This window comes from Paracoccus isoporae (assembly GCF_900101865.1).
In the GTDB taxonomy this organism is placed as follows: Bacteria; Pseudomonadota; Alphaproteobacteria; order Rhodobacterales; family Rhodobacteraceae; genus Paracoccus; species Paracoccus isoporae.
In genome coordinates, this window is sequence record NZ_FNAH01000003.1 from 46217 (window position 1) to 71621 (window position 25405).

At 68.1% G+C, this 25405-nt stretch carries 28 protein-coding genes; 8 read left to right on the forward strand and 20 right to left on the reverse strand.

Going from position 1 to position 25405, the window contains the following annotated elements; translation table 11 throughout:
- Positions 1-20: 20 nt before the first annotated feature.
- The gene (locus tag BLT73_RS06515; protein ID WP_090522039.1) at positions 21-1661 is read right to left on the reverse strand and encodes a heparinase II/III family protein; all 1641 of its coding nucleotides are present in this window, start codon (positions 1659-1661) and stop codon (positions 21-23) included.
- Between the two features lie 9 nt (positions 1662-1670).
- Entirely contained in the window at positions 1671-2948 is a 1278-nt protein-coding gene (locus BLT73_RS06520; protein WP_090522041.1) for an RsmB/NOP family class I SAM-dependent RNA methyltransferase, read from the reverse strand.
- Between the two features lie 54 nt (positions 2949-3002).
- On the opposite strand from BLT73_RS06520, the gene BLT73_RS06525 reads away from it, so the two are divergent.
- Complete coding sequence (locus tag BLT73_RS06525; RefSeq protein ID WP_090522043.1) at positions 3003-3179, forward strand: DUF1674 domain-containing protein; 177 nt, start codon at positions 3003-3005, stop codon at positions 3177-3179.
- A gap of 32 nt (positions 3180-3211) precedes the next feature.
- On the opposite strand, the gene folD is transcribed toward BLT73_RS06525, so the two are convergent.
- The 13 genes from folD to BLT73_RS06590 all read right to left on the reverse strand — a co-directional run bounded on the left by folD (position 3212) and on the right by BLT73_RS06590 (position 16099).
- Positions 3212-4090, reverse strand: a complete 879-nt coding sequence (gene folD, locus BLT73_RS06530; RefSeq protein WP_090522045.1) for a bifunctional methylenetetrahydrofolate dehydrogenase/methenyltetrahydrofolate cyclohydrolase FolD — start codon at positions 4088-4090, stop codon at positions 3212-3214.
- Positions 4091-4176: 86 nt separating this feature from the next.
- Positions 4177-4470, reverse strand: coding sequence for a chorismate mutase (locus BLT73_RS06535; RefSeq protein ID WP_090522047.1), 294 nt, complete (start codon positions 4468-4470; stop codon positions 4177-4179).
- A 324-nt stretch (positions 4471-4794) separates the two neighbouring features.
- Positions 4795-6693 carry an ATP-dependent zinc metalloprotease FtsH gene (gene ftsH, locus BLT73_RS06540; RefSeq protein ID WP_090522049.1) on the reverse strand — a complete coding sequence of 633 codons (1899 nt, stop codon included), beginning with the start codon at positions 6691-6693 and terminating at the stop codon, positions 4795-4797.
- A gap of 66 nt (positions 6694-6759) precedes the next feature.
- On the reverse strand, positions 6760-7992 hold the full coding sequence (gene tilS, locus BLT73_RS06545) for a tRNA lysidine(34) synthetase TilS (RefSeq protein ID WP_090522050.1): 1233 nt from the start codon (positions 7990-7992) through the stop codon (positions 6760-6762).
- Positions 7982-9016: a tetratricopeptide repeat protein gene (locus BLT73_RS06550; protein WP_090522052.1), complete on the reverse strand. Its 1035-nt coding sequence runs from the start codon at positions 9014-9016 to the stop codon at positions 7982-7984. The genes tilS and BLT73_RS06550 overlap by 11 nt, the downstream gene beginning before the upstream one ends.
- On the reverse strand, positions 9016-9579 hold the full coding sequence (locus tag BLT73_RS06555) for an OmpA family protein (protein ID WP_090522054.1): 564 nt from the start codon (positions 9577-9579) through the stop codon (positions 9016-9018). The genes BLT73_RS06550 and BLT73_RS06555 overlap by 1 nt, the downstream gene beginning before the upstream one ends.
- A gap of 21 nt (positions 9580-9600) precedes the next feature.
- Positions 9601-10929 carry a Tol-Pal system beta propeller repeat protein TolB gene (gene tolB, locus BLT73_RS06560; RefSeq protein ID WP_090522056.1) on the reverse strand — a complete coding sequence of 443 codons (1329 nt, stop codon included), beginning with the start codon at positions 10927-10929 and terminating at the stop codon, positions 9601-9603.
- A complete protein-coding gene (locus tag BLT73_RS06565) occupies positions 10926-12695 on the reverse strand; it encodes a hypothetical protein (RefSeq protein ID WP_090522057.1) in 1770 nt (589 codons plus the stop codon). Before BLT73_RS06565 ends, tolB begins: the two co-directional genes overlap by 4 nt.
- Positions 12696-12699: 4 nt before the next feature.
- On the reverse strand, positions 12700-13149 hold the full coding sequence (locus BLT73_RS06570) for an ExbD/TolR family protein (protein ID WP_090522059.1): 450 nt from the start codon (positions 13147-13149) through the stop codon (positions 12700-12702).
- Positions 13150-13152: 3 nt separating this feature from the next.
- The gene (tolQ, locus tag BLT73_RS06575; RefSeq protein WP_090522061.1) at positions 13153-13827 is read right to left on the reverse strand and encodes a protein TolQ; all 675 of its coding nucleotides are present in this window, start codon (positions 13825-13827) and stop codon (positions 13153-13155) included.
- Between the two features lie 82 nt (positions 13828-13909).
- The gene (gene ybgC, locus BLT73_RS06580) at positions 13910-14299 is read right to left on the reverse strand and encodes a tol-pal system-associated acyl-CoA thioesterase (RefSeq protein WP_425438807.1); all 390 of its coding nucleotides are present in this window, start codon (positions 14297-14299) and stop codon (positions 13910-13912) included.
- Positions 14299-15087, reverse strand: a complete 789-nt coding sequence (locus BLT73_RS06585) for an inositol monophosphatase family protein (protein ID WP_090522065.1) — start codon at positions 15085-15087, stop codon at positions 14299-14301. The genes ybgC and BLT73_RS06585 overlap by 1 nt, the downstream gene beginning before the upstream one ends.
- A 100-nt stretch (positions 15088-15187) precedes the next feature.
- A complete protein-coding gene (locus BLT73_RS06590) occupies positions 15188-16099 on the reverse strand; it encodes a LysR family transcriptional regulator (RefSeq protein ID WP_090522541.1) in 912 nt (303 codons plus the stop codon).
- 85 nt (positions 16100-16184) lie between these two features.
- Between BLT73_RS06590 and BLT73_RS06595 the strand changes: the two genes are divergently transcribed.
- Positions 16185-17042 carry a methylenetetrahydrofolate reductase gene (locus tag BLT73_RS06595; protein ID WP_090522067.1) on the forward strand — a complete coding sequence of 286 codons (858 nt, stop codon included), beginning with the start codon at positions 16185-16187 and terminating at the stop codon, positions 17040-17042.
- 29 nt (positions 17043-17071) lie between these two features.
- Here BLT73_RS06595 and BLT73_RS06600 read toward each other — a convergent pair whose 3' ends face one another.
- The 5 genes from BLT73_RS06600 to BLT73_RS06620 all read right to left on the reverse strand — a co-directional run bounded on the left by BLT73_RS06600 (position 17072) and on the right by BLT73_RS06620 (position 21736).
- Positions 17072-18136: a DUF2235 domain-containing protein gene (locus tag BLT73_RS06600; RefSeq protein ID WP_090522069.1), complete on the reverse strand. Its 1065-nt coding sequence runs from the start codon at positions 18134-18136 to the stop codon at positions 17072-17074.
- Between the two features lie 351 nt (positions 18137-18487).
- Positions 18488-19630: a type III PLP-dependent enzyme gene (locus BLT73_RS06605; RefSeq protein WP_090522543.1), complete on the reverse strand. Its 1143-nt coding sequence runs from the start codon at positions 19628-19630 to the stop codon at positions 18488-18490.
- Positions 19631-19761: 131 nt separating this feature from the next.
- Positions 19762-20271: a PRC-barrel domain-containing protein gene (locus tag BLT73_RS06610; protein ID WP_090522071.1), complete on the reverse strand. Its 510-nt coding sequence runs from the start codon at positions 20269-20271 to the stop codon at positions 19762-19764.
- Positions 20272-20606: 335 nt separating this feature from the next.
- Positions 20607-21083, reverse strand: coding sequence for a VOC family protein (locus tag BLT73_RS06615; RefSeq protein ID WP_090522072.1), 477 nt, complete (start codon positions 21081-21083; stop codon positions 20607-20609).
- Entirely contained in the window at positions 21080-21736 is a 657-nt protein-coding gene (locus BLT73_RS06620; RefSeq protein WP_090522074.1) for a winged helix-turn-helix transcriptional regulator, read from the reverse strand. Before BLT73_RS06620 ends, BLT73_RS06615 begins: the two co-directional genes overlap by 4 nt.
- A gap of 79 nt (positions 21737-21815) precedes the next feature.
- Here BLT73_RS06620 and BLT73_RS06625 point away from each other — a divergent pair, with 79 nt between their 5' ends.
- From BLT73_RS06625 to BLT73_RS06645, 6 genes are all read left to right on the forward strand, one after another.
- Positions 21816-22538, forward strand: coding sequence for a DUF1428 domain-containing protein (locus BLT73_RS06625; RefSeq protein ID WP_090522076.1), 723 nt, complete (start codon positions 21816-21818; stop codon positions 22536-22538).
- Positions 22539-22662: 124 nt separating this feature from the next.
- Entirely contained in the window at positions 22663-23337 is a 675-nt protein-coding gene (locus BLT73_RS06630; protein WP_090522078.1) for a glutathione S-transferase family protein, read from the forward strand.
- Positions 23338-23362: 25 nt separating this feature from the next.
- Positions 23363-24166 (forward strand): VOC family protein, encoded by an 804-nt coding sequence (locus BLT73_RS06635; RefSeq protein WP_090522081.1) that lies wholly within the window; start codon positions 23363-23365, stop codon positions 24164-24166.
- A gap of 219 nt (positions 24167-24385) precedes the next feature.
- A complete protein-coding gene (locus BLT73_RS06640) occupies positions 24386-24838 on the forward strand; it encodes a YybH family protein (protein WP_176804977.1) in 453 nt (150 codons plus the stop codon).
- Positions 24835-24963: a hypothetical protein gene (locus BLT73_RS17775; RefSeq protein WP_281246293.1), complete on the forward strand. Its 129-nt coding sequence runs from the start codon at positions 24835-24837 to the stop codon at positions 24961-24963. The genes BLT73_RS06640 and BLT73_RS17775 overlap by 4 nt, the downstream gene beginning before the upstream one ends.
- Positions 24956-25324, forward strand: a complete 369-nt coding sequence (locus BLT73_RS06645) for a nuclear transport factor 2-like protein (protein WP_090522084.1) — start codon at positions 24956-24958, stop codon at positions 25322-25324. Before BLT73_RS17775 ends, BLT73_RS06645 begins: the two co-directional genes overlap by 8 nt.
- Positions 25325-25405 lie beyond the last annotated feature (81 nt).

Below are 25405 nucleotides of genomic sequence, written 5' to 3' on the forward strand. Positions count from 1 at the left end.
CGCGGTTCGGGAATTGCCGCCTAGCTAGCGCCTGCGCGGATGAAGGTCCAGCCGATCTGGACTGCCGGTTCGGTCAGGCTGTGCCCCAGCACGATCTGGGTCGCCGCCAGCGGCTCCGGCTGACCGGCCTCCAGATAGGCGGTGGGCTCCAGCCGCAACGCGGCCACGCCGTCATGGCGGAAACACCAGGTCTCGCCGGGCAGATGCAGCGTCACCGCGTCGCCCTCCGTTCTTACCGTCACATCGGGATGCAGATGAAAGCGGATCTCGAAGCCGACGCCGCCCTGCGCGGCAAGGATGCGGTCCAGGATCGCCCGCGACTTCTCGTCCAGGGCGGCCAGCATATCCTCGCCCCGCAGCGCGTCGCCATCGGGTGACAGGACAAGCTCGCGCAGATGGCTCAGCCCGTGACTGCCCTGCCAGCCGTCGTGGCCGGCCAGGACCGTCTGCGGCAGGCGCGGCGGCGGGGTGTCGGGCGGCAGCAGATTGCCCTCTTCGTCGCAGGCACCGGCCCAGACCCGCTGTGGCAGCAGGGTCAGACGCTCATTTCCCGCGCTGTCGGGGGGCAGAAGCCTGGCAGAGCTTTGCCCCGACAGGCACAGCGTCGAATGGCAGGCCGTCGCACGGCTGGCGCGCGCCCAGTCCGGCCCGAACATCCGGCCGGGTCCGCAACTGATCACCACCGGGTGCCGGGCCGAGGTGAACTCCATACCCAGTGTCGAGGCATGGGCGTGGGTCGCGGCGGGCCCGGCGGGGGGTGGCGCGGCGTCCAGCATGACCGTCGCCCGCGCCCGCGCCAGCCGCGCGAATCCCATGATCTGCCCGGTTGCCGTCGCGGCCGGGCCGGTGGCGGCGCGCAGCCCGTAATCCAGCCTGCCCGCCACGCCCCGCCCGCCGCCATGAAACCGCGGCAGACCGCCATCGGCATGACGCAGCGCCCGCAGCATCGGGGCGATCTCCTCGATCATCCGAGAGATCTCTGCGGGCAGGTCGTGGCCGGTGTCCCCGGCCGCATCCTTCACCCAGCCGAGCAGCGTCAGACAGGCCGACAGCTCCTCCGGGCACCGGCTGCGCATCACGGGGCCCGCGATGCTGCTTGCCGCGTCGCCTGACAGCCGGTCAAGGGCGGGGGCCACCGCCGCCTCCGCGCCGCGGAGCCGCATCGCCGCGATCGCCTGTGCGCTCAGCGCCTCGATCCGCGCCCGGCCCGCAGGGGCCTCGACCCGCGCCAGGAAGGCGAGTTGCGCGTGAAGGCTGTCGAACACCGGCTGCGCGGCGGCGCGATCCAGTCCGGGCAGGATCTGCCCGGCGTGAAAGATCCAGCGCAGCACACGCCGACCGCACGTATCGGCCCGCCAGACAGCGCCATCCGGCTCCTGCGGCGGGGTTGGATGGGCCGCAATCCAGCCGAGCACCCAGCCCTGCGCCAGCTCACGCGCCCTTGGCTGCCCGACAGCGGCCAGATCGTCCAGCCAGCCGAACCCGTGCAGTTCCGCCGCATGATGGGCGTCGCGCGCCGGTTCGGCGAAGGGATCGCCGGCCGGATCCCCGCCGGTCGGACCAAGCCGTCCGGCCATGATCTCCTGCCCGCGGATCGCGGAGCCGAGGCTGCGCGACTCCATCCGCGTGGTAAATCCGTGGGGCCGGTTGCTATCATCCATGACCGGAGCCTAGCGGGCGGTTTCCGGCTTGCGCAAGCGGGCGATGAAGAACCCGTCCATGCCACCCAGATCCGGCCAGTAATCGGGACGCAGCCGCAACCCGCCCCGCGCCGTGATCCAGTCCGGCGAAATCCCCTCAACGTCGGGCGGTTCCACGACCACAGCCGGATGCCGCGCAAGCGCCGCGGCGAGCTGATCCTCGCCCTCCGCGGGCAGCAGAGAACAGGTGGCGAAAACCAGCCGACCGCCGGGACGCAGCATCTCGAGCGCCCGGTCGATCAGCCGCGCCTGCAGCTCGCACAGCCCCGCAATGGCCGATCCGTCGCGGATCAGCGGCAGATCAGGATGGCGGCGGATCGTGCCGGTGGCCGAGCAGGGCGCATCCAGAAGGACCGCGTCAGGCGCCGTCGCCGGGGTCCAATGCAGCGCATCCGCCGCAACGATTCCGGCCGTCAATCCGCACCGATCGAGGTTCTCGCGCAGACGCTCCAGCCGCGGGGCGGAGATATCCACGGCCGTCACCGCGGCACCGGCGGCGGCGAGTTGGAGCGTCTTGCCACCCGGCGCGGCGCAGAGATCGACGATCAACTCGTCCGGCTTCGGATCGAGCATCCGCACCGCCAGGGCCGCAGCCGCATCCTGCACCCACCAGTTGCCTTCAGCGTAGCCGGGCAGACGGCTGATCTGGCCCGCCTCGCGCAGGCGGAAGGAGCCGGTCGGCAGCCTCTCTCCGGGCGCGGATTGGCCGGGCTTGACGCTCAGATCTGGCAGCGCGCCCTGCTGATGCGCGGCCTCGATGTTCAGGGCCACCCCCGCACCCCACTTCGCGATGACCGGGTCGCGCAGCCAGCCCGGCATTTCCTCCGGCCGCAGGCTGGCCCAGTCGGTCTGCTGGACCGAAATCTTGCGCAGCACCGCATTCACCATCCCGGCGGCGGCCCGGCCCTTCGGCCCGGCATTGCGCACCAGGCCGACCGCGGCATTGACCACCCCATGCGGTGCTTCGCCATGTTCCAGCAACTCCACAGTGCCGAGCCGCAGGATGTTCAGCACATCCGGGCGCGGCTTGCGCGACAGATGGGTGACCAGCAAGCTATCGGCCCGGTCGATGTTGCGCAGCACGCTCAGCGCCAGCCGCTGCGCCCGCGCCTTGTCCTGCGGGGCCAGCCGCGCAATCGCGCCCGCCTGTTCCGCGAGGGACTGCCCCTCCAACACCCCGCCGATCAGCCGCAGCGCGCCCTTGCGCGCCGGATCCTGCGGCGATCGGGTCGTCTTTGCCTTGTCCAATCCCGGCCCCTTCCCTAGATACCGTCCTGTTACCGCAATGAAAGGCAAGCTGCCATGACCGAGACGCGCGACCTGCCCCAAGCCGCGCTGCGCGCCCTAGCCGAAGCGGAAGAGCGCCGCCGCCTTGCCGCCGAGAAACCGGTCCTTCCGATCGAACTGGGCGGTCGCGACGGGCCGGAGCCGGTGCGCTACGGGGATTACGAGAAAAAGGGCATCTGCGTCGATTTCTGAGCGTCGCAGCGGTCCGCTTGGAGGAAGCCCTGTCAGCCGGTCAGACCTGCCGGATCGGGCAGATCATTCGCCCGGCAACAGGCGGTCAGCGTGTTGGCCAGCAGGCAGGCGATCGTCATCGGGCCGACCCCGCCCGGCACCGGCGTTACTGCCGCGGCGATCTCGACGGCCGAAGCATAATCCACGTCGCCCACCAGCCCGGCCTCTGTGCGGTTGATCCCCACATCGATGACGACCGCGCCGGGCTTGAGCCAATCACCCTTCACCATCTCGGGGCGGCCCACCGCCGCCACGACGATATCGGCGCGGCGCACCACCTCGGGCAGATCCTTCGTGCGTGAATGGGCGACGGTCACCGTGGCATTGTCTCCCAGAAGCAGCGACGCCATCGGCTTGCCGACGATGTTCGACCGGCCGATCACCACCGCCTCCTTGCCCGAAAGATCGCCCATCTGATCGCGCAGCAGCATCAGGCACCCCAGCGGCGTGCAGGGCACCATTGCCCGCTGACCCGTCGCCAGCCGCCCGGAATTGGCCACGGTAAACCCGTCCACATCCTTTTTCACCGCAATTGCGTTGATGACCTCGGATTCGTTGATATGGCCCGGCAGCGGAAGCTGGACCAGAATGCCATGCACCTCCGCATCCGCGTTCAGCCGGCCGATCAGCGCCAGCAGCTCCGCCTGCGTCGCATCCGCCGGCAGGCGATGCTCGAAGCTCTTCATCCCGGCCTCGACGGTCTGCTTGCCCTTGGAGGCGACATAGACCTGGCTTGCGGGATCCTCACCGACCAGCACGACGGCCAGCCCCGGAACCAGATCATGCGCCTGCTTCAGCTCCGCGACCTGTTCCGCGATCCGTGCCCGCAATCGGGCCGCATGGGCCTTGCCGTCTATCCGCGTCGCCGTCATTCATCTTCCCCGAGACAACCCTGTCCCGCGACGGCCTAGTCCATCGCCACCGGAAATTCCACTGCAAGTTTGGGTCCGTCCCGGTGTCAGGGACGGCCCAGCTGTGACTCTTCCTGGGCGATGAAATGCTCCATCATCCGGCGCCACAGCGCCTCGGCCAGATCCGGGTCCAGCCCGGCCTCGCGGGCACGACTGCGGGCCAGCATCGCCACCTCCTCGACGCGGGACTCGATTCGCGCGGGCAGGTTCTCTCGCGCCTTGATCTCGGCGGCGCGGTCGATCAGACGGCTGCGCTGCGCCAGAAGCGCGATCAACTGCTCATCCAGCGCGTCGATCTGGCTGCGCAGGGTCGTCATGTCGTGAATCTCGTTGGTCCGCATGGGCTTCCTGTAAACCGCGCGCCGGCCCGGCCGCAACCCTGGCGTTGCAAACATGCCGCAGTGCAGAATCAGGGCTGGAGAATCGGAACTGCCACCGGATTGCCGCGTTTTGTCACATAATGCAGCATGAGGCTGCGACGAAAGGATACGCCATGGACAGAATTGGCGTGATTATCAACCTGGGTTTCGCGCTTGCGCTTGTGGTCGGTGTTTCCGTCCTGATGGTTTTGTAGCGGAAGTTCCGGCATTGCCAATGTAAACTGAAAAACGACACTCCCCCCGGTCCGTCGACCGGGGGAACAGGCTTGTGTCAGATGTCCAATGTCACGATTGCGGCACCGGCTCCGATGCGCCCGAGCCCGGCGCGCGTCCGGCCTTCGGGACGGAGGCCACCTGCGGGATGCCCGAGGACGGCGTGTCGTCATCGCCGCCAAGCGCCTCGCCGCGGATGACCTTGCCGATCTCTTCGCCGGTCAGCGTCTCGTATTCCAGAAGCCCCTGCGCCAGCCGCTCGAATTCCTCTTCCTTGTCGATGAGGATCCGCCGCGCCTCCTGGTAGCCTTCCTCGATCAGCTCACGCACTTCCTGCTCGATCAGCTCTTTCGTCGCCGCCGAGACCGAGAACCCGCCAGTATTGCCGGAATAGCCTTCATGCGCCTCGGCGTAGTCGATATTGCCGACCTTGTCGGACATGCCCCAGCGCATCACCATCGCGCGGGCAAGCTGGCTGGCCTGCTGGATGTCTCCAGCGGGACCGTTCGAGACGCCATCCTCGCCGTATTTGATGATCTCAGCCGCTTTACCGGCCATGGTCATCGCCAGCTTCTGCTTGACCTCGTCCTTGTGGAAATTCAGCCGATCCATCTCGGGCAGCGACACCACCATGCCGAGCGCACCGCCGCGCGGGATGATCGTCGCCTTGTAGACCGGATCGCATTTCGGCAGCGAGAGACCCACGATGGCGTGGCCGGCCTCGTGATAGGCGGTCTTTTCCTTCTGCTCGGGCGTCAGCACCATGCTTCGGCGCTCGACACCCAGCATGACCTTGTCCTTGGCGTTCTCGAAATCCTCCATGGTCACGAAGCGCCGCCCGATCCGCGCCGCGGTCAGCGCCGCTTCGTTGACCAGGTTCATCAGATCCGCGCCGGAGAATCCGGGCGTCCCGCGCGCGATGATGCGCAGATCGACATCGGGTCCCTGCGGCACCTTCTTGGCATGCACGCCAAGGATCTTCTCGCGCCCCTTGATGTCGGGATTGGGCACATGGATGTTGCGGTCAAACCGGCCCGGACGCAGCAGCGCCGGGTCCAGAACGTCCTTGCGGTTGGTCGCGGCGATGATGATGACGCCATCATTGGCGTCGAACCCGTCCATCTCGACAAGCAACTGGTTCAGCGTCTGCTCGCGCTCGTCATTGCCGCCGCCGATGCCGACGCCGCGGGCGCGGCCGACCGCGTCGATCTCGTCGATGAAGACGATGCAGGGGGCGGATTTCTTGGCCTGTTCGAACATGTCGCGGACGCGGCTGGCACCGACACCCACGAACATCTCCACGAAGTCGGAACCAGAGATGGTGAAGAACGGCACCCCGGCCTCGCCCGCGATGGCACGCGCCAGCAGCGTCTTACCCGTGCCCGGCGGGCCCACCAGCAACGCCCCTTTCGGGATCTTGCCGCCCAGACGGCTGAATTTCTGCGGGTTGCGCAGGAATTCGACGATCTCCTCAAGCTCTTCCTTGGCCTCGTCGATCCCCGCCACGTCGTCGAAGGTGACCCGTCCATGTTTCTCGGTCAGCAGCTTGGCGCGCGATTTGCCGAAGCCCATCGCCCCGCCTTTGCCGCCGCCCTGCATCCGGTTCATGAAGAAGATCCACACCCCGATCAGCAGGATGAAGGGCAGCCACACGCCCAGGAACGACATGAAGCCGGATTGCTGCTGCGGTTCGACACGCACCTCGACATTCTTGGCGATCAGGTCATTGGCGATCTCCTCGCCCTGCGGACGCACCGTGGTGAACTGGCCGCCGTCATTTGTTGTCAGGTAGATATCTTCACCGTCGATGGTCACGGTCGAGACCTGATCGCCCTCCACCCGCTGGATGAAATCGGAATAGCTGATCTGGCGGCTGTTCATCTGGGATGCCCCGTCGCTGAACAGGTTGAACAGCATAAGGATCATGAGGAACAGGACGACCCAGAAGGCGATGTTGCGTGCGTTACCCAAAGGGCTCTCCTCCGGCGGGACAGGGAAAAAGGCTTTGCCGTGAAAATAGGGATTCGCCTGCGCTGTTCAATGCCCAAGCAGAATCCGTCGGAAATCCAGCATATCACGGATCGGCGTGGCAGACAGCCCGTCACCTGCCTCCCGCAGCGGCAGGATGATCCGGCCATCGCGGACCACCACCGGCAGGGCCTGCGCCTCCAGATGGGTGGTGCCGAGCGTCCGCCAGTCCAAATTCGCGACCCCGTCGCCAAGGGCTGCGACCCGGTCGCCCTTGCGCAACCCGATGATTTTCCACCTGTTATCCCAGCGATCCGCATCAAGCGCCGCGCGCGTCGCCGCGGCCGGCTCGCGATGCACCAGAAGCCGGTCGCCCGACGGGTCCAGAACCACGCCGTCCAGCGTCACGCGCGTCCCCGCCTCCAGCGATTGCAGCGCGTGATCCACCCCGGAACGGCGCGGCGGATAATCGCCCCCGGTGACGAATCGGGTCGCTGCGACAACGAGCCGCCGTCGCAATTCGGCCGGCGCGGCCGCAAAGCGCGGGCGGTTCAGCACGAGTGCCGCCAGACGTGCTTCGGCATCCTCGATCAGCGGCAACATGGCCGCGTTCAGCGCCGCGCGTGCTTCGGCAATGTTGGCGGCGGAGAGCGCCAGCATGGCCGGGTCCAGCCCCATCTCTGCCATCACCCGCCGGATCCGGGCGCGGTCGAAGCTCTCGTCCTCATTGGTCGGGTCTTCGATCCAGCTTGCGTCAGTTTGCCGCAGCCAGTCGCGCAGTTCCTGCCGCCCGACATCCAGCAGCGGGCGCAGCCACTCCACGCCATGCGAGGCGCGCCGTTCGGTCATCGCCGAGAGGCCGTCAATCCCCGCCCCGCGTCCCAGCCGCATCAGCAGCGTCTCGGCAACATCGTCCCGCGTGTGACCCAGCAGCACCGCCCCCAGACCGCGCGCCCCGGCCCAGTCGGACAGAAGCCGCAGCCGCGCCGCGCGGGCGCGGGCCATCAGATTGCCGCGCCCGTCCCCCGCGTCCCAGCGAATCGTCTGATGCGGAAAGCCCAGCCGAGCCGCTCCGCGGGCCACCCCGCAGGCCTCCCCTGCCGAGGCGGCGCGCAGCCCGTGATCGACCGTGGCCACTGAAACGGCATGGCGCGAACGCCCCGGCCAGCGGCTGACGAGCTGCATCAGCGCCACCGAATCGCCCCCGCCCGACACGGCCAGGCCAAGCCCCGACACCCCATCCGTCAACCGGTCGAGCGCAACGAAGGCGCGCCTTTCCAGCTCTTTCGGATCAGTCGGCACCGTCCCCCTCCGGCGCGGCTTGGTCAGCGCAGGCTGCGGCGGCAGGGTGTTCGGTCCCGGCGGCCGCTTCCGCGGAATCGGGGAAGCGACGGCGCAGCTCCTCCAGAAACGGACAGGCATCGCCCGGCTCGCCCATCTCTCCCAGCACCTCGGACAGCGCCAGCAGGCTGGCCGCGGCGCGCGCGCCGTCCGGCGCGGCCGAAAACGCCATCAGCCAAGATTTCGCCGCCGCCTCCGGCATCTCGCCCGCGTTCTGCGCCAGCCCGAGCAGATACAGCGAATCCGCCGTCAGCGGCCCTCCGGCATGCGCGCTGACCAGGTGGTCGAGCTGGGTCATGGCCTCCTGCCAGCGGCCCGCCTCCACCGCGCGACGCGCGGCGGCGAATTCGCGGTGCTCCTCCTCGGTGGGCGGGGCAATATCGACCGGCGTGTCTGCCGGCGGCGGCAGCACCACCGCGCTGATGTCGGATGGCGGCGCGGACGCGGGCGGCGCGCCCGGCGGCGCAGCCGCGCCGGATCCGAGCTGTTCAGACATCAGTGCGCCCAGATCGCAGTTCGGATCCAGCTCGCAGAGGCGGAATTCCAGATCGCCGATCCGATTGCCGGTCTCCGCGACCACGCGGCGGATGGTGTTCGACAGTTTTTCCGTGCGCGCGGTCAGATCCGCGATCCTGCTTTCCATCGCGTTCATGCGGTCAATGGCAGAATCTCCGCCCGCCGCCGCGAAGCCCTGCGCACCGGAGGCGAGCAGCTCTGCCCGCAAGCCCTGGAGATCGGCGGAAATGGTGCGCAGATCGGCCTGCATGTCGGCCAGCGTGTCCGGGTCCATCTCCGCGGCCGCTCCCGCGCTCACGGGGTCCTGCTCGACCGCCTCGCTGCCCTGCTGCGGCAGCGCCTCCAGACCTTCGACAAGGGCCGGGTCATCGAGCGCAATGGCACCGCCCATCGGCGCGATGTCCTGCCCGGCCGCCGGCAGAGCCGCGCCGCAGACCAGAAACAGCAGCGACAGGCGCGCGCCGCGCATCAGACCCCGGCCTGGCTCTGGCTGACCTGGGTGACGGCCCGGCGATTGCGCTCAAGGCAACTCGGCTCCGCGCCGCAGATCGAGGCCGGGCGTTCCTTGCCGTAGGACAGCGTGCGGATGCGGCCCGGCGCCACCCCGTTCGCCACCAGGTATTCCCGCACCGAGGTTGCCCGCCGTGCCCCGAGCGCCAGGTTGAATTCCCGCGTGCCGGGCTCATCCGCATGGCCCTCGATGACCGCGGCATAGGCGCTGTTCTGGGTCAGCCACGCGGCCTGGCGGGTCAGCGTCCTGCGCGCCTCATCGGAGAGATCCGCAGCAGATTCCCCGAAATAGACCGTCGTCCCGACCGCGGCGAATTCCGTCCCCGGCGCGGGTGCGGCGGGCGCGGCGTCGCCCGGCAGGCGGGTTCCGGGCATGTTCACATCGCCCTGATAGACCGCGACCCCGCCCGGCCCGGTGACATAAGGATCGGCGGCGGGGGCAGACACGATCTGCCTGTCATCCGGGATGCCGCAGGCAGACAGGGCCAGAGCGGCGCTCAGCAGGATCAGGGTCAGACGCATGAACAGGTACCTCGGCAGCGATCAGGGCAGCAGCGGCCCCCAAGCTGGGTCGGAGGCCGCATCATTCAGCGACACTGCTCGCATGTTTCGGCCCGTGATGTCCACCGAATGCAGATGCGGCACGCCGTCATCGCCATTCGATCGTGTGAAGATCAACACACGCCCGTTCGGGGCCCAGCTTGGCCCGCTATCGGCCGGGCCGTCCGACAGCAGGGTCTCGCCGGACCCGTCGGGCCGCATCACGCCGATGGCGGAGCCCGCGCCGTCATGGCGGGTATAGGCAATGCGGTCACCGCGGGGCGACCATTGCGGCTCGCCATACCGGGCGCCGTCCTCACCGAAGGAGATCCGCTCCGGCGCGCTGCCATCGGCGCGCATAACGTAAAGCTGGGAACTGCCCGAGCGGTTGCTCTCGAACACGATCCGCTGGCCATCGGGCGACCAGGACGGCGCGGTGTCGATCGACGGACCCTGGGTCAGACGCTGTGCGAAACCGGGATTCGACACCCGCATGATCCAGATATCGGTGTTTCCGTCCTTTTCGCGTGAAAACGCCACCCACTGCCCGCCCGGCGAATAGCGCGGCGCGAAGCTCATCGCCGTGGCATCGCGGGTCAGGGCAGAGCTGGTGACCGTCTCGACATCTATGGCCATGATCTGCGGCAGGCCGCCCGCATAGCTGGTGTAGAGCACGGTCCGCCCATCCGGGGAAAAGCGCGGCGAAAGCACCAGATCCTCGCCAGAGGTCAGCCATTTCAGCCCGGCCCCGTCGTAATCCATCACCCCCACCCGCTTGACGCGGGCCGTCGCCGGGCCGCTTTCCCCGATGAAGGCCACGCGGCTGTCGAAATACGGCTCCTCTCCGGTCAGCCGCGCATAGATCTGGTCGGACAGCTTGTGCGCGGCGCGCCGCCACCCCTCGCGGGGGGCATCGAACTGCATCCCGTCGCCAAGCGGCTGGCCCGCGAAGATGTCGAACAGCCGGAACCGCAGCGACATCTCCTCGGCATCGGCGGTGATCTCCGCGGTGACGAGCGCCTCGATCTCCGTCGCCTTCCAGCTCACATAATCCACCGCCTGATCGAAGCGCACCGGCGGCGCATCCTTGGGCGAGACGATCTCGAACAGCCCGGTGCCCGCCAGATCGGCGGAGACCACAGCCGCGATCTCGGCCGCCAATCCGCCTTCATCCTGATCCGCGCCATCCCCGGCCCCCGCGACGCGCAACGCCAGCGGCATCGGCCGGCTGACACCTTCGGTGATCTCGATGCGCAGCGGCGAATCCTGCGCGGCCACCAGACCGGGCAGCAGCGCCAGAAGCCCCGCAAGCCACAGGATCGCGACCCTCATTGCAGACCCTCGATCCCGTTGGGGGTGAAGGTCATCTCGACATCGTCCCATTCATAGAACTTGTCGTCCGGCAGGTCATAGCCGCCGGCCGCGCAGCGCAGCACGGCGCGGCGGGCCGCCTCGAAGGCCTGCTGGCGGGCGGGATCGGGATCCGGGTCATCGACGATGCGGAAACTGTCGGGATCGGGCACCCCGTCGCGATCCATCTGGAACCCCACCACCACGCGGGTCTCGGCCGCCTCCAGCGACAGGGTCGAAAGGTTCCAGCAGCTTTGCACCGCGTCCCGGAATGCATCTCGTTCCTCCAGCGTCATCGGCACAGAGGCGATGTCCACCGCCTCGCTGAGGTCGCGCTCCGACAGGCGGGTTTCGCCCATCGCATCGGCAAGCGCGTCGTCCAGCAGGTCGGCATTGATCGCGGCTGCACCGGCATCGTTCAGCGCATCGGTCAGCACGTCCGAGCCGCCGCCCTCGCCGGTCCCCTTCGGCGCGTTGCCGTCCACCGGGCTCGGCGTGGCCTCCTGCGCGTTCAGCGCCTCCTGTTGCAGGCGCTCCTGCTCGGCCAGACGCTGCGCGAGGTCGCGTTGCCGGGCAAGCTCTGCCTCGGCGCGGGCGCGGGCCGCCTCGGCGGCCTGTTGGCGGGCCTCGCGCGCGATCCGCGCGGCTTCCTCGCGCTCTGCGGCCTCGGCGGCGCGGCGCTCTTCTTCGGCCCGGCGCTGTTCTTCCAGTCGCCGCTCTTCCTCGGCCCGCCGCTGTTCTTCCAGGCGCCGCTGTTCTTCGGCCCGCCGCTGCTCTTCCGCTTCGCGGCGACGCTGTTCCTCGGCTTGGCGCGCCTCTTCGGCCAGGCGCTCCTGTTCGGCACGCTCCGCCTCCAGCCGCGCAGCCTCGGCCTGCTGGCGCGCCGCTTCCTCCGCTGCCCGCGCCGCTTCTTCCTGCCGGGCGCGTTCGGCCTCCGCCTCGCGTGCCGCCGCCTCCTGCGCCAGTCGTTCCTGTTCCTGCCGCTCGGCCTCCGCCTCGGCCTGGCGCTGCTGCTCCGCCTCGCGCGCCGCCTCTGCTGCCGCCAGCCGCTCGGCCTCTGCCGCTGCGGCCGCTTCGGCCGCCGCCTCCGCCTCTGCCGCCTGACGCGCCGCCAGGACCGCCTCGCGAAGCCCTTCCGGCCGGTCCGGCGGCGGGCGCGAGCTGCTCAGCGCCAGTTCGGAGACCGGCGGTGCCGCAGGCTGTTCGGGTGCCACGGGTGCATCCGGCCGTTGCGGGGCCGCCGTCTCGGGCGCAGCGTCGGGAGATGGCGTCTCGGGCGCGACCTCGATGGCGGGTTCCGGCGGGGCGGGCGCAGGCGCAAGCGTCGCCACCTCGACCGGCGGCGTCATGGTTTCGACATCGCTCAGATCCGGCGCGGCTTCCGCCGTGGTCGCGGGCTCCGGCAAGATCGTCGCGCTGCTGTCGGGCTGCGGGGTATCCAGCGCCAGATCCGGGCCCTCGGGCGCGGTGGTGTCGCCGGGCGCTTCGGGCTGGACCGGCGCTTCGCCATCGGCCTGCCCCACCGGCCCGGCCCCGCGGGACCGCGCCGCCAGCTCCTCGAATTCCTGCGCAGAGATCGTCACCACCTCGGTCAACTGTGGCGGCGGATTCTCGCGGGCGGAAAACAACGCACCCCCGACCACGGCCCACAAAACCAGCCCGGTATGGGCGAGGCCAGAGATCCACAGACCGAAGCGCTCGGCCCGGTCCCGACCCTGTCCCTGTTCGATCTCGACCGGATCCAGCATCGGATCAGCCGTCCATCCGCGGCCCGCCGGTTTCCGTCACCAGCACGATATTGTTGAACCCGGCGGCGTTCAGCGCCCCCATCACCTGCACCACGCGGGCATAGGGGATCGTGCCGTCGGCGCGCAGGAAGATCTTCGACGACTGGCGCTGCTCGGCAACCTCGCGCAGCCGGGTGACCAGCTGCGCTTCCTCGACGCTGTCATCCATCAGCACCAGCGGACCTTCGGCGGGCACCGAGATGGTCAGCGGCTCCTCCGGTTCCGCCGCCACCGCATTCGCGGCGGTATCGGGCAGTTGCAGCGGCACGCCCACGGTCAGCAGCGGGGCCGCCACCATGAAGATCACCAGCAGCACCAGCATCACGTCCACGAAGGGCGTCACGTTGATCTCGGCCATGGGCTGACGGCGGGACCGCCCCCTGCGCGCCGGCCGGTTGCGGGACTGGACCTGCATCGGTCAGCCCTCGTTCAACTGGCGCGAGAGGATGGTCGAGAACTCGTCCGAGAAATTCTCGTAATTCGCGCCCAGCCGGTCCGCGTCCGCCGTGAACTTGTTATAGAAGATTACCGCCGGAATCGCCGCCAGCAGGCCGAGCGCGGTGGCCAGCAGCGCCTCGGCAATGCCCGGCGCCACCACGGCCAGCGATGTGTCCTGCGCAATCGCGATCTGCTCGAAGGCGGTCTTGATCCCCCAGACCGTCCCGAACAGCCCGATGAAGGGCGAGGTGGAGCCGATTGTCGCAAGGAAGGACAGCCCCCGCGTCAGCCGCACCTCCTCGCGCCCGATGGCGACATTCATCGCCCGGTCGATGCGCTGCTGCGTGCCGGGGATCATGCCGCCGGTGTCATCCTGCGACTTGCGCCATTCACCCATGCCGGCCGCGAAGATCCGCTCCGCAGCCCCGCGCGGCTTGTCGCCCAGCCGGTCATAAAGATCGTCCAGAGGCTCGCCCGACCAGAAGGCGCGGTCGAATTTCGCCGCCTCCCCCCGCGCGGCGGAAAACTTCATCAGCTTCTGGATGATGAGCGCCCAGGACCAGAAGGATGCAAGGATCAAGAGCACCATCACGATCTTCACGATCAGCGAGGCACGCATGAACAATGCGATCAGCGAAAAGTCAAGTTGTTCCATGATCTGCCCGTTATGCCAGCCATTTTCGGCCTTTGCCGGGTGTTCTAGCAGATCCGGCGCGCGACGACCAACGAATTGGCGTTCAACTTCCCATGATGTGCGCTAGATCGCCAGGCAGCCGCCGCGGCCGCATATCCGCGCCCAGACAGGCCAGCACCACCCGCGCTGCAAACAGGACATGGTCGCCGCGCAGAACGGTCTGCGCAAGCTCGATCCGGGCGGGGGTGATGCGGACCGCTTCGGTCGTGACGCTCAGCGCATCATCGAAGACGGCGGGCGACAGGTAATCCGCCTCCACCCGCCGGACGGCGAAGACGAGACCCTGCTCCGCCTTCAGCCGCGCCTGATCCACCCCGAGCGCGCGGATCCATTCGGTCCGGGCGCGCTCGATATATTTCAGGTAATTGGCGTAATAGACGATCCCGGCCAGGTCGGTGTCCTCGTAATAGACCCGGACCGGCCAGCGATGCATCAGTCCCAGCTCCGGATCTGCGTGGCGAGTTCGGGGAAAAGCTGCGGGTTGGCGCAGACAATGTTACCGGCATCGACCACCGGCCCCTCGCCCCTTATCGCCTCGACGAACCCGCCGGCCTCCTTGACCAGCAAGATCCCCGCCGCGACGTCCCAGGAATGGATGCCGCGCTCCCAGTAGCCGTCATAGCGGCCTGCCGCGACATAGGCGAGATCCAGCGACGCCGCCCCGAAGCGGCGCACCCCTGCGGTCAGCGGCATCAGCCGGGCCAGATCCTTCAGCGTCGCCGGCAGCGTGTTGCGCCCGCCGAACGGAACCCCGGTGGCGAAGATCGATTCGATCATCTGGCGCCGGCCCGAGACCCTGAGCCGCTGCCCGTTCATCCAGGCCCCACCCCCCTTTTCGGCGGTGTAAAGCTCGTCCTTGGCGGCGTCGAAAATCACCGCCGCGACGATCTCACTCTTATGCTCAAGCGCGATGGAGACCGCCCAATGCGGCAGGCCGTGCAGAAAATTGGTGGTGCCATCCAGCGGATCGACGATCCAGCGGCGGGTCGGATCCTCTCCCGGCTCCTCGCCGGTCTCCTCGCCGATCCAGCCGTAATTCGGCCGCGCGCCGCGCAGCTCTTCCTTGATGATCTTCTCGGCCTCGCGATCGGCGCGGCTGACGAAATCGCCCGCCCCCTTCACGCTGACCTGAAGGTTCTCGACCTCGCGGAAATCCTTGACCAGGCTGCGGCCCGCCTTGCGGGCGGCCTTGATCATCACGTTCATATTGGCGCTCGGCATGGCGCGGCTCCTGAATCCCGGTTTGGCGGGGGTTTAGGGGCAATGGCGCGCAAAGGGAAGCCATTGCCTGCGCGCCGCGCCGCGCGCGCCCCGCCGCGCCTCAGGCCAGCGGACGCCGGTTCCTGGCCCCTTCCAGCTTCGCCAGCCGCAGGAAATGCTGCATATAGGGCTGCTGCAATTCCAACCCCCGCACCGCGGCGTGCACGGTGCGGGTCACGCCGGCCTCTCCCAGCCGCAGAAACGCCAGCTCGGGATTGTCGGCATGACGGCGCAGCACCCAGTCGGGCATCACCGCCACGCCGCGCCCGGCCGCCACCAGCATCAGCGTCACATCGGTCAGCTCGATCTGGCGGACCTCGCGCGGCTCGACCTTGGCGGGGCCGAGAAACTCCGAGAACACGTCCAGGCGCTCGCGATACATCGGATAGACGATCAGGGTTTCGGGCGCCAAATCCTCGGGCCTGACCCATCCGCGTCCGGCCAGCGCGTGCATGGCGGACACGACAAGCGTGGGCGAGTAGTCGAACAGCGGCTCGAAATGGATCTCCGGCAGGTCGTCGGGATCCATCGAAATGACCAGATCGACCTCCTCGCGCTGCAGTGCGGGCAGCGCGGTAAAGGCCAGACGCTGGCGGATGTCCAGATCGACCTCGGGGAAGCCGCGCCGGAACTGGTCGAGCGCGGGCAGGATCCAGTCGAAACAGGCATGGCATTCCAGCGCGACATGCAGCCGCCCGACCCGCCCTGCCTCGACCCCCTTCAGCTCGGCCTCCGCCGCCTCGACCTGCGGCAGCACCTGTTCGGCCAGACGCAGCAGGCGCAGCCCCGCCGCGGACAGGCGCATCGGCCGGGCGCGGCGCACGAACAGCTCCACGCCCACCTGCTCCTCCAGCGCCTTGACCTGGTGCGACAGCGCCGACTGGGTGATGTTCAGCGTCTCGGCGGCACGGGCCAGCCCGCCCTGGTCGTGAATGGCGCGCACCGTGCGGAGATGACGAAGTTCGAGATGCATGTGTTTCATAAAAAACTTGTGGATTATGAATTTGTCTCACGCCGCCGGGAATGGCACAAGGGGGCAAGCTTCAAGGATATTGTTCATGCCCACGCCGAATGTCAGTTTTGAGTTTTTCCCGCCGCGCAATCTGGACGCCTCGTTCCGGCTCTGGGAAACGGCGGGCGCGTTGGCGCCGCTGGCGCCGGAATTTGTGTCCGTGACTTACGGGGCGGGCGGCACGACCCGGCAGTTGACGCATGAGGCGGTGACGGCGCTGTCCGATCATTATGGGCTGAACGTGGCGGCGCATCTGACCTGCGTGAATGCCAGCCGCGAGGAAACGCTGCAGATCGTCGATGAATACGCGGCCTCGGGCGTGCGCGAGATCGTGGCGCTGCGCGGCGATGCCCCGAAGGGAGAGGACCGCTGGACAGCGCATCCCGACGGGTTCGCCTCCTCCGTCGAGCTGATCGAGGCGATTGCGGCGCGCGGCGACATCACCATCCGCGCCGGGGCCTATCCCGAACCGCATCCCGATTCGGGCGGCTCCAGCAATGCCGATGTGGCGTTTCTGAAGCGCAAGATGGATGCCGGGGCCAGTTCGGCCATCACCCAGTTCTTCTTCGATGCCGACACGTTCTTCCGCTTCCGCGACGCCTGTGTCGCGGCGGGGATCGACGCGCCGGTCCTGCCCGGCATCCTGCCGATCCAGAGCTGGACCGGCGCGCGCAAATTCGCCGAGCGCTGCGGCACCTCGGTGCCCGGCTGGGCGGTCGAGGCGTTCGAGCGCGCGGGCAAGGAGGGCGAGGCCGCCCTGGCGCGGAATCTGTGCGTGACGCTGTGCCGCGACCTGCTGGATGGCGGGGTCGAGCATCTGCATTTCTACACGCTGAACAGGCCGGAGCTGACCCTTGCCGTGTGTGAGGATCTGGGCGTGGAGCGCACGGGTCTCGCCGCCTGAAAACCCAGCAAATCAGGGCCGGCAACGGCTCAGTGATGCCAGTTTCCGGCGCGGCGCAGATGGCGTTGGCGGCGGCGGGCGCGGCGGCCGGTGTGGTCTTCCGCGAAGGGCGCGAGATGGCCAGTCAGCACCGCCGGGCCGCCATAAGGTCGGGCGACCGATCCATGCAGATCCTCGCTGGCGTCATGGCCGGCGAGGCGCGGCGCGCGGGCCAGGAACGCCTTGCCCCAGCCGCGCCAGTTCCCGACCGGCGGCGCGTCGGCGTCGCCGCGGAACCGGGCGCGCCAGCCATCCGGCAGCCTCATGCCCGCGGCCTCGGCCTGGTCCAGCATCCAGACCAGCGGAATATTGGCCAATGGCCGCGAGTCCTCCGCCCCCCAGAGCTGGCCGCCGATATCGGAATGATAGCCGCGGAACCACATCTGGCGCACCGCGCCCGGCGGGTGGTCGGCGCTGCGCCACAGGATCGGCTGGTAGGCTTTGCGGGTTTCGTTCAGCGCCAGGGCCTGCGCCGCGCGCTGCACATTGCCGCCGAGTTGCTGGTCGTGGAAGCGATAGCGCGGCTCGGTCAGCATCCACAGCATCGGCAGGCGGATCCCGAGCGCCATCACCGTGTCGAACACCCCGAGAAACGCGATGGGAACCCCATCATGACACAGCCTGCGCCGCAATTCGGCGCGCGCTGCATCATCGGTTCCGGTGCGGTAGTTCCGCCATAAGCTGCGTATATTCCGTGTCGTCGCCTCCTGGGCGCGCAGAAGCCCGACCTGGCCAATCATACCGGCGAGAGACCTAATGGCGAAGGCTCCGCGCGAATAACCCAGCAGGATGATCCGGTCGCCGGGGCGATAAGCTGTGGCAAGCCAGCCATAGGCATCGCGGATGCGGCTGCCCATGCCGTGGCCCATCGCGATTCCGATCAGGCTCCCCCAGTCTTCCCATTGCTGTCCGGCGGCGTAGCGGACGCGCAGATCCACCCCGCGCAAGGGGCGAAGGAGCCTGTAAATCCGGCCGATATTGGAGTGCCGCCCCGCCATCAGCGAGGCGAAGGTGCCGTCGATCAGAACGACATGGGTGACGGGCGGGCGACTCATGGCTCGAACCTAGCAGCAATTCCTTCCGGGAACATGGACCGATGCATCCCGCTTATTGTCCGCCCGGCGCAAGGCGGCGTGCACGGCGCGTACACAGGCTGTACACCGGATGTACACCGGACGTGCAGACACGCGATGCCGCGGCCCCGATGACCGGCGGCGGGGGGCGCTCCGCCGCGGAGCGCTATTTGCGGTGCGGGGCTTCCGGGGCTAGCGGTGGCGACGGGCGCGATCCGGATATCTCATCGGCGCGACCATGCGCTTGAGGAGAGGCCGCTGATCCGGCGGGTCGGGCGTGTGATCCCCAGCACCTGCCCCGGCCTCTGGCCCGGCGCCGGTGCCGAGCCCGGCTCAGCCCAGCCGGTGGGCCGTGGCGCGTTCCATCTCGCCAAAGCCGTTGAAGCGGGTATTGGTCACAACCGAATAGGCGCCGCAGCCGTGGAAGATCAGGTAGTCGCCCTCCTCCACCGCGCCGGGCAGGGTCAGCTCTCCGGGCAGGCGATCGACCGAATCGCAGGTCGGCCCGAAGATGACCCGGCCCGATTCGTCGCCGCCGCGCGGGGTGCCGTCGGGACCCAGCAACTCGATCCGGTCGATATTGCCGACTACGGGCAGTTCGGCCAACCCGCCATAGACGCCGTCATTCAGGAAGACATGGGTGCCGTCGCGCACTGCCTTGACCCGCGTGATGAGCGAGAAGGCGTCGGCGCAGATCCCCCGGCCCGGCTCGCAGACCAGACCCGGCGCGTCGTCCCCGAACACCTCCGCGGTAACGCGGCCGATGAGATCGAAGATGTCCTCCAGCGCCGGTTCGACGCCGTTCACCCGGTGCGAGGGGAAGCCGCCGCCGACATTCAGCCGCCGCGCCCGCACACCGGCCATGTCGCAGATGTCGCGCGCGGTGCGGATGTAATGTTCCCAGGCGCCGGGATCGGTGCATTGCGTGCCGGGATGGAAGGTGAGCGACGGGATGAAGCCCGCATCCGCGACCCGGCGCAGCAATTGCGCGGCCAGGTCCGGCGTGGCCCCGAACTTGGAGCCGAAATCATAGATCGCCCCCGCCACCGGCAGCTTGAAGCGCGGCGAGATCTCGCAATTCTCGGTTGGCACGGCGTCGATCAGCTTGGCCAGTTCCGATTCGCTGTCCACGGACCAGGCCTTGACGCCTGCCTCGACCGCCTGGGCGATTTCGTCGCGGGAGCGCACCGGGTTGTGGTAATGGCGCGCCGCGCCGGGCGCCATGCGGCCGATCAGCGCGATCTCGGCGGGCGAGGCCACGTCGAAGCCGGTGATCCCGGAATCGACCAGTTCGGCGATGACCTGCTCGTCCGGGTTGGACTTGACCGCATAGGTCACGAGCCCCGGAAACCCGTCCAGGAACCGCTGCGCCGTGGCGCGCAGCACCGAGGGCGCGAACACCATGACCGGGTTTTCGGGTTGCAGATCGCGGATGATCGCGGCGGGGTTGTCCCAGACAGTGTTCGACTTTGTCATCGCAGCTTCCGTTTTCGCGTGGTGACAGAGGGCCAGTGGCATCTGCCGGAAATAATGCAGTTTCCCCGCCGGTTCAAACGGGAACGCCCCGGACGGTGCCGGGGCGTTCGGAATGTCGAAGGGCGGCGCGATCAGTCGTCGTCGCGGATTTCCTCGGCCAGCTCCTCGCGCTGTTCCAGCGCCTCCTGGCTGAGTGCAGAGACCACGGCGATCCGGTCATCGGTCACGACGATGGACATCTCGCCCGGTTCCAGCATGACTTCCTTTTCGCCCAGGCCCAGGAAACCGCCGATCTCGGCAATGGCGCCGACGATCTCGCCATTGGCGTTCAGGACCAGGTCTTCCAGCTCGCCGATCTGCTCCCATTCGGCGTCGATCTCGGTATAGGCGACGCTGTCGTCCCAGTCGGTTTCGCCGGTGATGTCGACCGAGTAGATCTCGGCGCCGTCGAGCGCCTCGGCGCGCAGAAGCCCGGTCTGCATTGCGGCACCCGGATCGGCGGCGGCGGCGTCGGCGGCTGGCGCTTCGGCCGCGGCCTGGGCGGCGTCGGTTTCCATCGCCGTGTCCTCGGTGGCGGTCTGGGCGAAGGCCGCGCCGCCGAGCGAGAGGAGAAGGGCGGAGGTGAGATAGAGATGTTTCATGGTCGTTGTCCTTTCCATGTCTTTCCGCCGCACCAACTCGCGGCGGGGCGGATGCGTTGCGCGGGATCACGGAAATATGGGGTGGTGTTAGCAAAGATCAGGTGGGGGGCGGAACGGCTCGCCCCGGGCGCGCTGTTCAGACATGAATGGCGGCACAGGGCGCGCGTCCGACCGCGGGCTGACGCGTCCGGCCTCGGGGCCATGCGCCTTATCGCGCATCCCCGTCGAGCGACGGACCGGCGCGGACCGGCGACGAAGCGTCCGCCCGTGGGGCGGTCGGACGCTCGCCCGGCGGGGCTTTCGTCCCTTGTACCGGGCGGGGAGTGATTTCGGGGTTATGCCCCGTCAAAGGCGCGTCTGATCGCGTCGCCGTCCAGCTTTTTCATGGTCAGCATGGCGGCGGCGGCGCGGCCCGCGGCCTCGCGGTCATCGGCGGCCATCAGCTCCAGCATTCCCGGCGGAATGATCTGCCAGTTCAGCCCGAACCGGTCCTGAAGCCAGCCGCATTCCATGGTCTGCCCGCCCTCGGATAATGCCGTCCAGAGCCGGTCAACCTCATCCTGGCTGTCGCATTCGATCATCAGCGACAGCGCCAGATTGAACCGGTCCGGTCCGGGGGCCGCAAAGGCATAGAGCCGCGTGCCGGCGACGGTGAACTCCACCGTGCGGACGCTGCCCGCCGCACCTGCAGGGCTTTCGGCATTCTGATCGGAGATCCGCTCCACCCGGCTGTCGGGAATTGTCGCGGCATAGAATTGCGCCGCCTCGACGGCATTCTCGTGATACCACAGGCAGGGGGTCAGTCGGGTCATGGGGGTGTCTCCAGTCTGAACAGATCGATGAATTTCTGCGCCGCCTCCAGATCACCGCTGGCGCTGGCAGCGCCCTGCGAGATCATCTCGGTCAGCGTCGCGGGGCCGTAGACGGTGAAGGCCAGCGTGTTGCCGGTGCCCGACAGAATGAAGGGCGCGTCGGGGGTGCGCACCGCGCGTGTCGCCAAGTCGCCGTCGGAGAGCTGCATCTCGAAGGCCTCGGCCCCGAAATCGAAGCCGGCGCGCAGGTCCATGCCCGCCGCCGCATCCGCGCGCAGATTGACGCCCATCGAGATCATCAGCGCCGACGGGCTGATGAATCGCGTCGGATCATGGCCGGGCATTTTCATCGCCCAGACGCAGAGCGCCTCGAGCACCGGCAGCAGATCCTGCCCGGCTTGGGTCAGCGCATAGATCCCCAGCGACGCGTCATGGCTGACCACGCCGGCCTGTTCAAGCTGGACGAGCCGCTGGGACAGCACGCTGGGGGTGATGCCGGGCAGGCCCTTGCGGATCATCTGGAACCGCTTCGGCGCGAAGATGAGCTCGCGCACCACCAGAAGCGCCCAGCGATCCCCGATCAGGTTCAGCGCATGCGAGGCCAGGCAGCCTTCGTCATATCGCAGTCGCATGGAGTCGCTATGTTTGGTCATGTTTTCATACTAACAGTTGTTTTTTACTACTGCAACTGCCATGCTGTGATTCGACGAGTTCAGCTAAAGGAGACGGGACATGGCCTATTACACGGGGATGGTCGCCGCGGTGCCCACCGCGAACAAGCACCGCTACACCGAGCACGCGGCGGCATCCTGGCCGCTGTTTCGCAAGCATGGCGCGGTGCGGATGACCGAGAGCTGGGGCGTGGACACCCCGCCCGGCAAGGTCACCGATTTCCAGCGCGCCGTGGCGGCGAAGGAAGACGAGACCATCGTCTTCACCTGGATCGAGTGGCCCGACCGCGCGGCGGCCGATGCCGCCTGGCAGAAGATGGAAACCGATCCGGACATGGAAGCGATGGGCGAGATGCCGTTCGATGGCAGCCGGATGATCTATGGCGGCTTCACACCGGTCGTGGCCCATGGCCAGCTCGACGGTGCGGCGTATTACCAGGGCTTTCTGCTGGCGGTGCCGGAGGACCAGAAGGACGCCTTCATCAAGATGGCCGATGCAAGCTGGCCGGAATTCGAGAAACAGGGTGCGCTGGGCCTGGCCGAGAACTGGGGGGTCGATGTGCCCCACGGCAAGCAGACGGATTTCTATCGCGCCACCAAGGCCCAGGATGGCGAGGCGGTGCTGTTCAGCTGGATCGCCTGGCCGGACCGCGCGACCTGCGACGCGGCCGCGAAAAAGATGGAGGCCGAGATGGCCGGGCAGGAGATGCCGGACATGCCGTTTGACGGCATGCGCATGATGTGGGGCGGGTTCGAGACCATCTTCGATTCGGCCAAAAGCTGAGGACGCAGCGCGCCGCGGTCCGGCCCGGATCGGTGATGGTCCGGCCGGTGCCCGGCGCGGGTGAGCGGGACGCGCGACGATCGCGACGCAGGCGGCGGCGATCGAACCGGGAGAGGGTATTTTCATGAAAGAGAACGGGCTGACGCTGTACACCTATGGCTGGGTGCCGGAATTCGCGCGGGCTTTCGTGCGCGACTTCCGCATCCGCTGGCTGCTGGAAGAGATCGGGCGCGACTACCGCATCGCGGCATTTCCGGTGTTGGAGAAATCCCCCGCGCATCTGGCTATCCAGCCCTTCGGGCAGGTGCCGGTGCTGCGGGACGGCGATCTTGTGCTGTTCGAATCCGGCGCGATCGCGTTGCATCTGGCGGAGGCGACCGATCTGATGCCCGAGGGCCGGCGCGCCGAGGTGACGCAATGGGTGCTGGCTGCGCTCAACACGGTGGAGCTGGCGTCGGGCGGCTGGATGAACATGGTGCTGGCGGCACGGATGCCGGAGGCGTTCGGCCCGGCCTCGACGCCGGAGGCGCAGGAATTTGCCCGGCAACTCATGCGCCAGCGGCTGGATGCGCTGGAAAGCATCCTCGCCGTGCGCGACTGGCTGCTGGGCGATTTCACCGTCGCGGATATCGTGATGGTGGATGTGCTGCGCTTCGTCGCGGCCGAGGGCGCGCTTGGCGATCATCCGGCGCTGACCGGATATGTCGCCCGCGCCACCGCGCGCCCCGCCTTTGGCCGGGCGATGGAGGATCATATGGCGCATTGGGATGGGTCCGATGCGGAACAGGCGGCGGGATGAGCGCCGCATAACGAGGAGACGAAAGATGAGTTTTCATGGCAATCCCTGCTGGTATGAGTTGACCACCACCCAGGGCAAGCTGGACGAGGCGGGCGCATTTTACGGCCGCATCTTCGGCTGGAATGTCGTCGATTCCGGCATGGAGGAGTTCAGCTATCATCTCGCCACGATCGACAGGGTGCCTGTTGCCGGGCTTATGAATATGCCCGACGACGTGTCCGGCATGCCGCCCTGCTGGATGATCTATTTCGCCGTCGATGATTGCGACGCGTTCTGCCGGGACGCGACCGCGAAAGGCGCCAGCGTGCATCGCCCGCCCAGCGATATCGAGGGCACCGGGCGCTTCGCCATCCTCGCCGATCCGCAGGGTGCGGCCTTTGGCGTGTTGCAGCCGGATATGAGCCAAATGAGCGCGGAAGAGATCGCGCGGGCACGGGAGGGGGGCGGTGCGTTCAACCAGAGCCGCGCCGGGTTCGGCAACTGGAACGAGCTGATGAGCAGCGATCCCGAAGCCGCCTGGGATTTCTATGCGCCGCTGCTGGGATGGCGGAAAGGCGATGCGATGGATATGGGCGAGATGGGCACATACCAGCTTTTCCGCCGCGATGAGGCCGATATCGGCGCGATGATGGGCTTGGCCGATTCGCCGGTGCCGTCATGGCTGGCCTATTTCGGCGTGGATGGCAGCGTGGCGGCCAAGGTGGAGGAGATCACCGCGGCGGGCGGGGCCGTGCTGCATGGCCCGATCGAGGTGCCCGGCCCGGCCTGGGTTGCGGTGGCCACCGACCCGCAGGGCGCGGCCTTCGCCGTGGTCGGGCCGGAGAAATAACCCGTAACACGCTGCGCGGCCGGATCATGGCCGCGCGGGTCAATGCCTGGCGGTGGCTTGCCGCTCCGGTTCCGGTCCTTTGCCGGGGCCGGTGCCGCCCTGCCCTTGCCGCACGAATGCCGGGGGCAGGGGCGGATCACGACGCGCGGCGGGGGTGGGCGACAGCGCGGGTCCGAAGGTGACGCCGTGCCGGGCCGGATCGGACTGGGAGGAAAGACGATGGATGAACGTGACGCGATACAGGCCGTGCTGGATCGGCAGGCAGAGGCCCATGCGGCGGGCGATGCGGCTTCGGTGATGGACGCCTATGCCGAAGCGCCGGTGCTGTTCGATCTGCCGCCGCCGATGCAGGTGGAGGCCGACGCGGCCGGCTTGCAGGACTGGATCGATGGCTGGGACAGCCCGCCGCGCATAAGCTATCGCGATGTGGAGATCGCGGTGGCCGGTGATCTGGCGATGGCCTGGGGGTTCGTGCGCACCGATACGCGCCGCGACGGGCAGGAGGGCGGGTTCTGGACCCGCAGCACATGGGGGTTCCGGCGCGGTGCAGCGGGCTGGAAGATCTGCCATCAGCATAATTCGGTGCCGTTCTACATGGATGAAGATCAGCGCGCGGCGCTGGATCTGGAACCCGGCACGGGGACGGCCCGCATCTCGGAGGGAGACGGATGATGAAAGCGATGGCGGCGATGTGTCTGCCGCGCGCGGCGGGCGCGGACAGCGTGACGGCGGGCGGACACGAGGTGTATTGCGAGGTTCACGGCGAGTTTGCGGCGGAGGGGTCTCGCGATGGCTGAGACGAAGGTGGAAGGCAGCGGCGATTGCGGCAACTCACCCAAGAACCGGCTCGCGCAGGAAATTGCGGTGGGGCTGGAGACGGGCGGGCTGTCCCGCGATCTGCTGGCCGAGGATGTGGTCTGGCAGCGGGCGGACGGCCGTGAGATTGCCGGGGCCGAGGCGGTGCTGGCGGCGTTGTCCGAGGTGCAGGCGCCCCGGCGGGTCGTGGTCGATCACGCGATTTCGCATGGCAAGGTCGGCGCGGCGAACGGGATCAGCACCGGGCGGGACGGCAAAGCGCGGGGGTTTGCGCATGTGATCGGGTGGAGCTCGACCAGTGCGAAGAAGGTTGCGGTTGTTCGGAGTTATGGGGTGGGGTGAAGGTGTAGTGGCGGCTAAGCGGACGGAGCTGAAATTGCCAGCTTAGGGTCAGATGCCCGAGCTCATGGTCTGCTCCCTATT

What these genes read in the sequence shown, in the direction of transcription:
- BLT73_RS17775 (WP_281246293.1), top strand. Translation starts at nt 24,835, where the DNA reads ATGATGAAAGCGATGGCGGCGATGTGTCTGCCGCGCGCGGCGGGCGCG.
- tolQ (WP_090522061.1), bottom strand. Translation starts at nt 13,827, where the DNA reads ATGGAACAACTTGACTTTTCGCTGATCGCATTGTTCATGCGTGCCTCG.
- BLT73_RS06550 (WP_090522052.1), bottom strand. Translation starts at nt 9,016, where the DNA reads ATGCGCGGCGCGCGCCTGTCGCTGCTGTTTCTGGTCTGCGGCGCGGCT.
- BLT73_RS06600 (WP_090522069.1), bottom strand. Translation starts at nt 18,136, where the DNA reads ATGAGTCGCCCGCCCGTCACCCATGTCGTTCTGATCGACGGCACCTTC.
- BLT73_RS06620 (WP_090522074.1), bottom strand. Translation starts at nt 21,736, where the DNA reads ATGACCAAACATAGCGACTCCATGCGACTGCGATATGACGAAGGCTGC.
- folD (WP_090522045.1), bottom strand. Translation starts at nt 4,090, where the DNA reads ATGACGGCGACGCGGATAGACGGCAAGGCCCATGCGGCCCGATTGCGG.
- BLT73_RS06625 (WP_090522076.1), top strand. Translation starts at nt 21,816, where the DNA reads ATGGCCTATTACACGGGGATGGTCGCCGCGGTGCCCACCGCGAACAAG.
- BLT73_RS06565 (WP_090522057.1), bottom strand. Translation starts at nt 12,695, where the DNA reads ATGCTGGATCCGGTCGAGATCGAACAGGGACAGGGTCGGGACCGGGCC.
- BLT73_RS06525 (WP_090522043.1), top strand. Translation starts at nt 3,003, where the DNA reads ATGACCGAGACGCGCGACCTGCCCCAAGCCGCGCTGCGCGCCCTAGCC.
- tolB (WP_090522056.1), bottom strand. Translation starts at nt 10,929, where the DNA reads ATGAGGGTCGCGATCCTGTGGCTTGCGGGGCTTCTGGCGCTGCTGCCC.
- BLT73_RS06605 (WP_090522543.1), bottom strand. Translation starts at nt 19,630, where the DNA reads ATGACAAAGTCGAACACTGTCTGGGACAACCCCGCCGCGATCATCCGC.
- BLT73_RS06610 (WP_090522071.1), bottom strand. Translation starts at nt 20,271, where the DNA reads ATGAAACATCTCTATCTCACCTCCGCCCTTCTCCTCTCGCTCGGCGGC.
- BLT73_RS06590 (WP_090522541.1), bottom strand. Translation starts at nt 16,099, where the DNA reads ATGCATCTCGAACTTCGTCATCTCCGCACGGTGCGCGCCATTCACGAC.
- BLT73_RS06595 (WP_090522067.1), top strand. Translation starts at nt 16,185, where the DNA reads ATGCCCACGCCGAATGTCAGTTTTGAGTTTTTCCCGCCGCGCAATCTG.
- BLT73_RS06515 (WP_090522039.1), bottom strand. Translation starts at nt 1,661, where the DNA reads ATGGATGATAGCAACCGGCCCCACGGATTTACCACGCGGATGGAGTCG.
- BLT73_RS06635 (WP_090522081.1), top strand. Translation starts at nt 23,363, where the DNA reads ATGAGTTTTCATGGCAATCCCTGCTGGTATGAGTTGACCACCACCCAG.
- BLT73_RS06640 (WP_176804977.1), top strand. Translation starts at nt 24,386, where the DNA reads ATGGATGAACGTGACGCGATACAGGCCGTGCTGGATCGGCAGGCAGAG.
- BLT73_RS06615 (WP_090522072.1), bottom strand. Translation starts at nt 21,083, where the DNA reads ATGACCCGACTGACCCCCTGCCTGTGGTATCACGAGAATGCCGTCGAG.
- BLT73_RS06535 (WP_090522047.1), bottom strand. Translation starts at nt 4,470, where the DNA reads ATGCGGACCAACGAGATTCACGACATGACGACCCTGCGCAGCCAGATC.
- BLT73_RS06570 (WP_090522059.1), bottom strand. Translation starts at nt 13,149, where the DNA reads ATGCAGGTCCAGTCCCGCAACCGGCCGGCGCGCAGGGGGCGGTCCCGC.
- BLT73_RS06645 (WP_090522084.1), top strand. Translation starts at nt 24,956, where the DNA reads ATGGCTGAGACGAAGGTGGAAGGCAGCGGCGATTGCGGCAACTCACCC.
- BLT73_RS06555 (WP_090522054.1), bottom strand. Translation starts at nt 9,579, where the DNA reads ATGCGTCTGACCCTGATCCTGCTGAGCGCCGCTCTGGCCCTGTCTGCC.
- ybgC (WP_425438807.1), bottom strand. Translation starts at nt 14,299, where the DNA reads ATGCATCGCTGGCCGGTCCGGGTCTATTACGAGGACACCGACCTGGCC.
- BLT73_RS06630 (WP_090522078.1), top strand. Translation starts at nt 22,663, where the DNA reads ATGAAAGAGAACGGGCTGACGCTGTACACCTATGGCTGGGTGCCGGAA.
- BLT73_RS06585 (WP_090522065.1), bottom strand. Translation starts at nt 15,087, where the DNA reads ATGCCGAGCGCCAATATGAACGTGATGATCAAGGCCGCCCGCAAGGCG.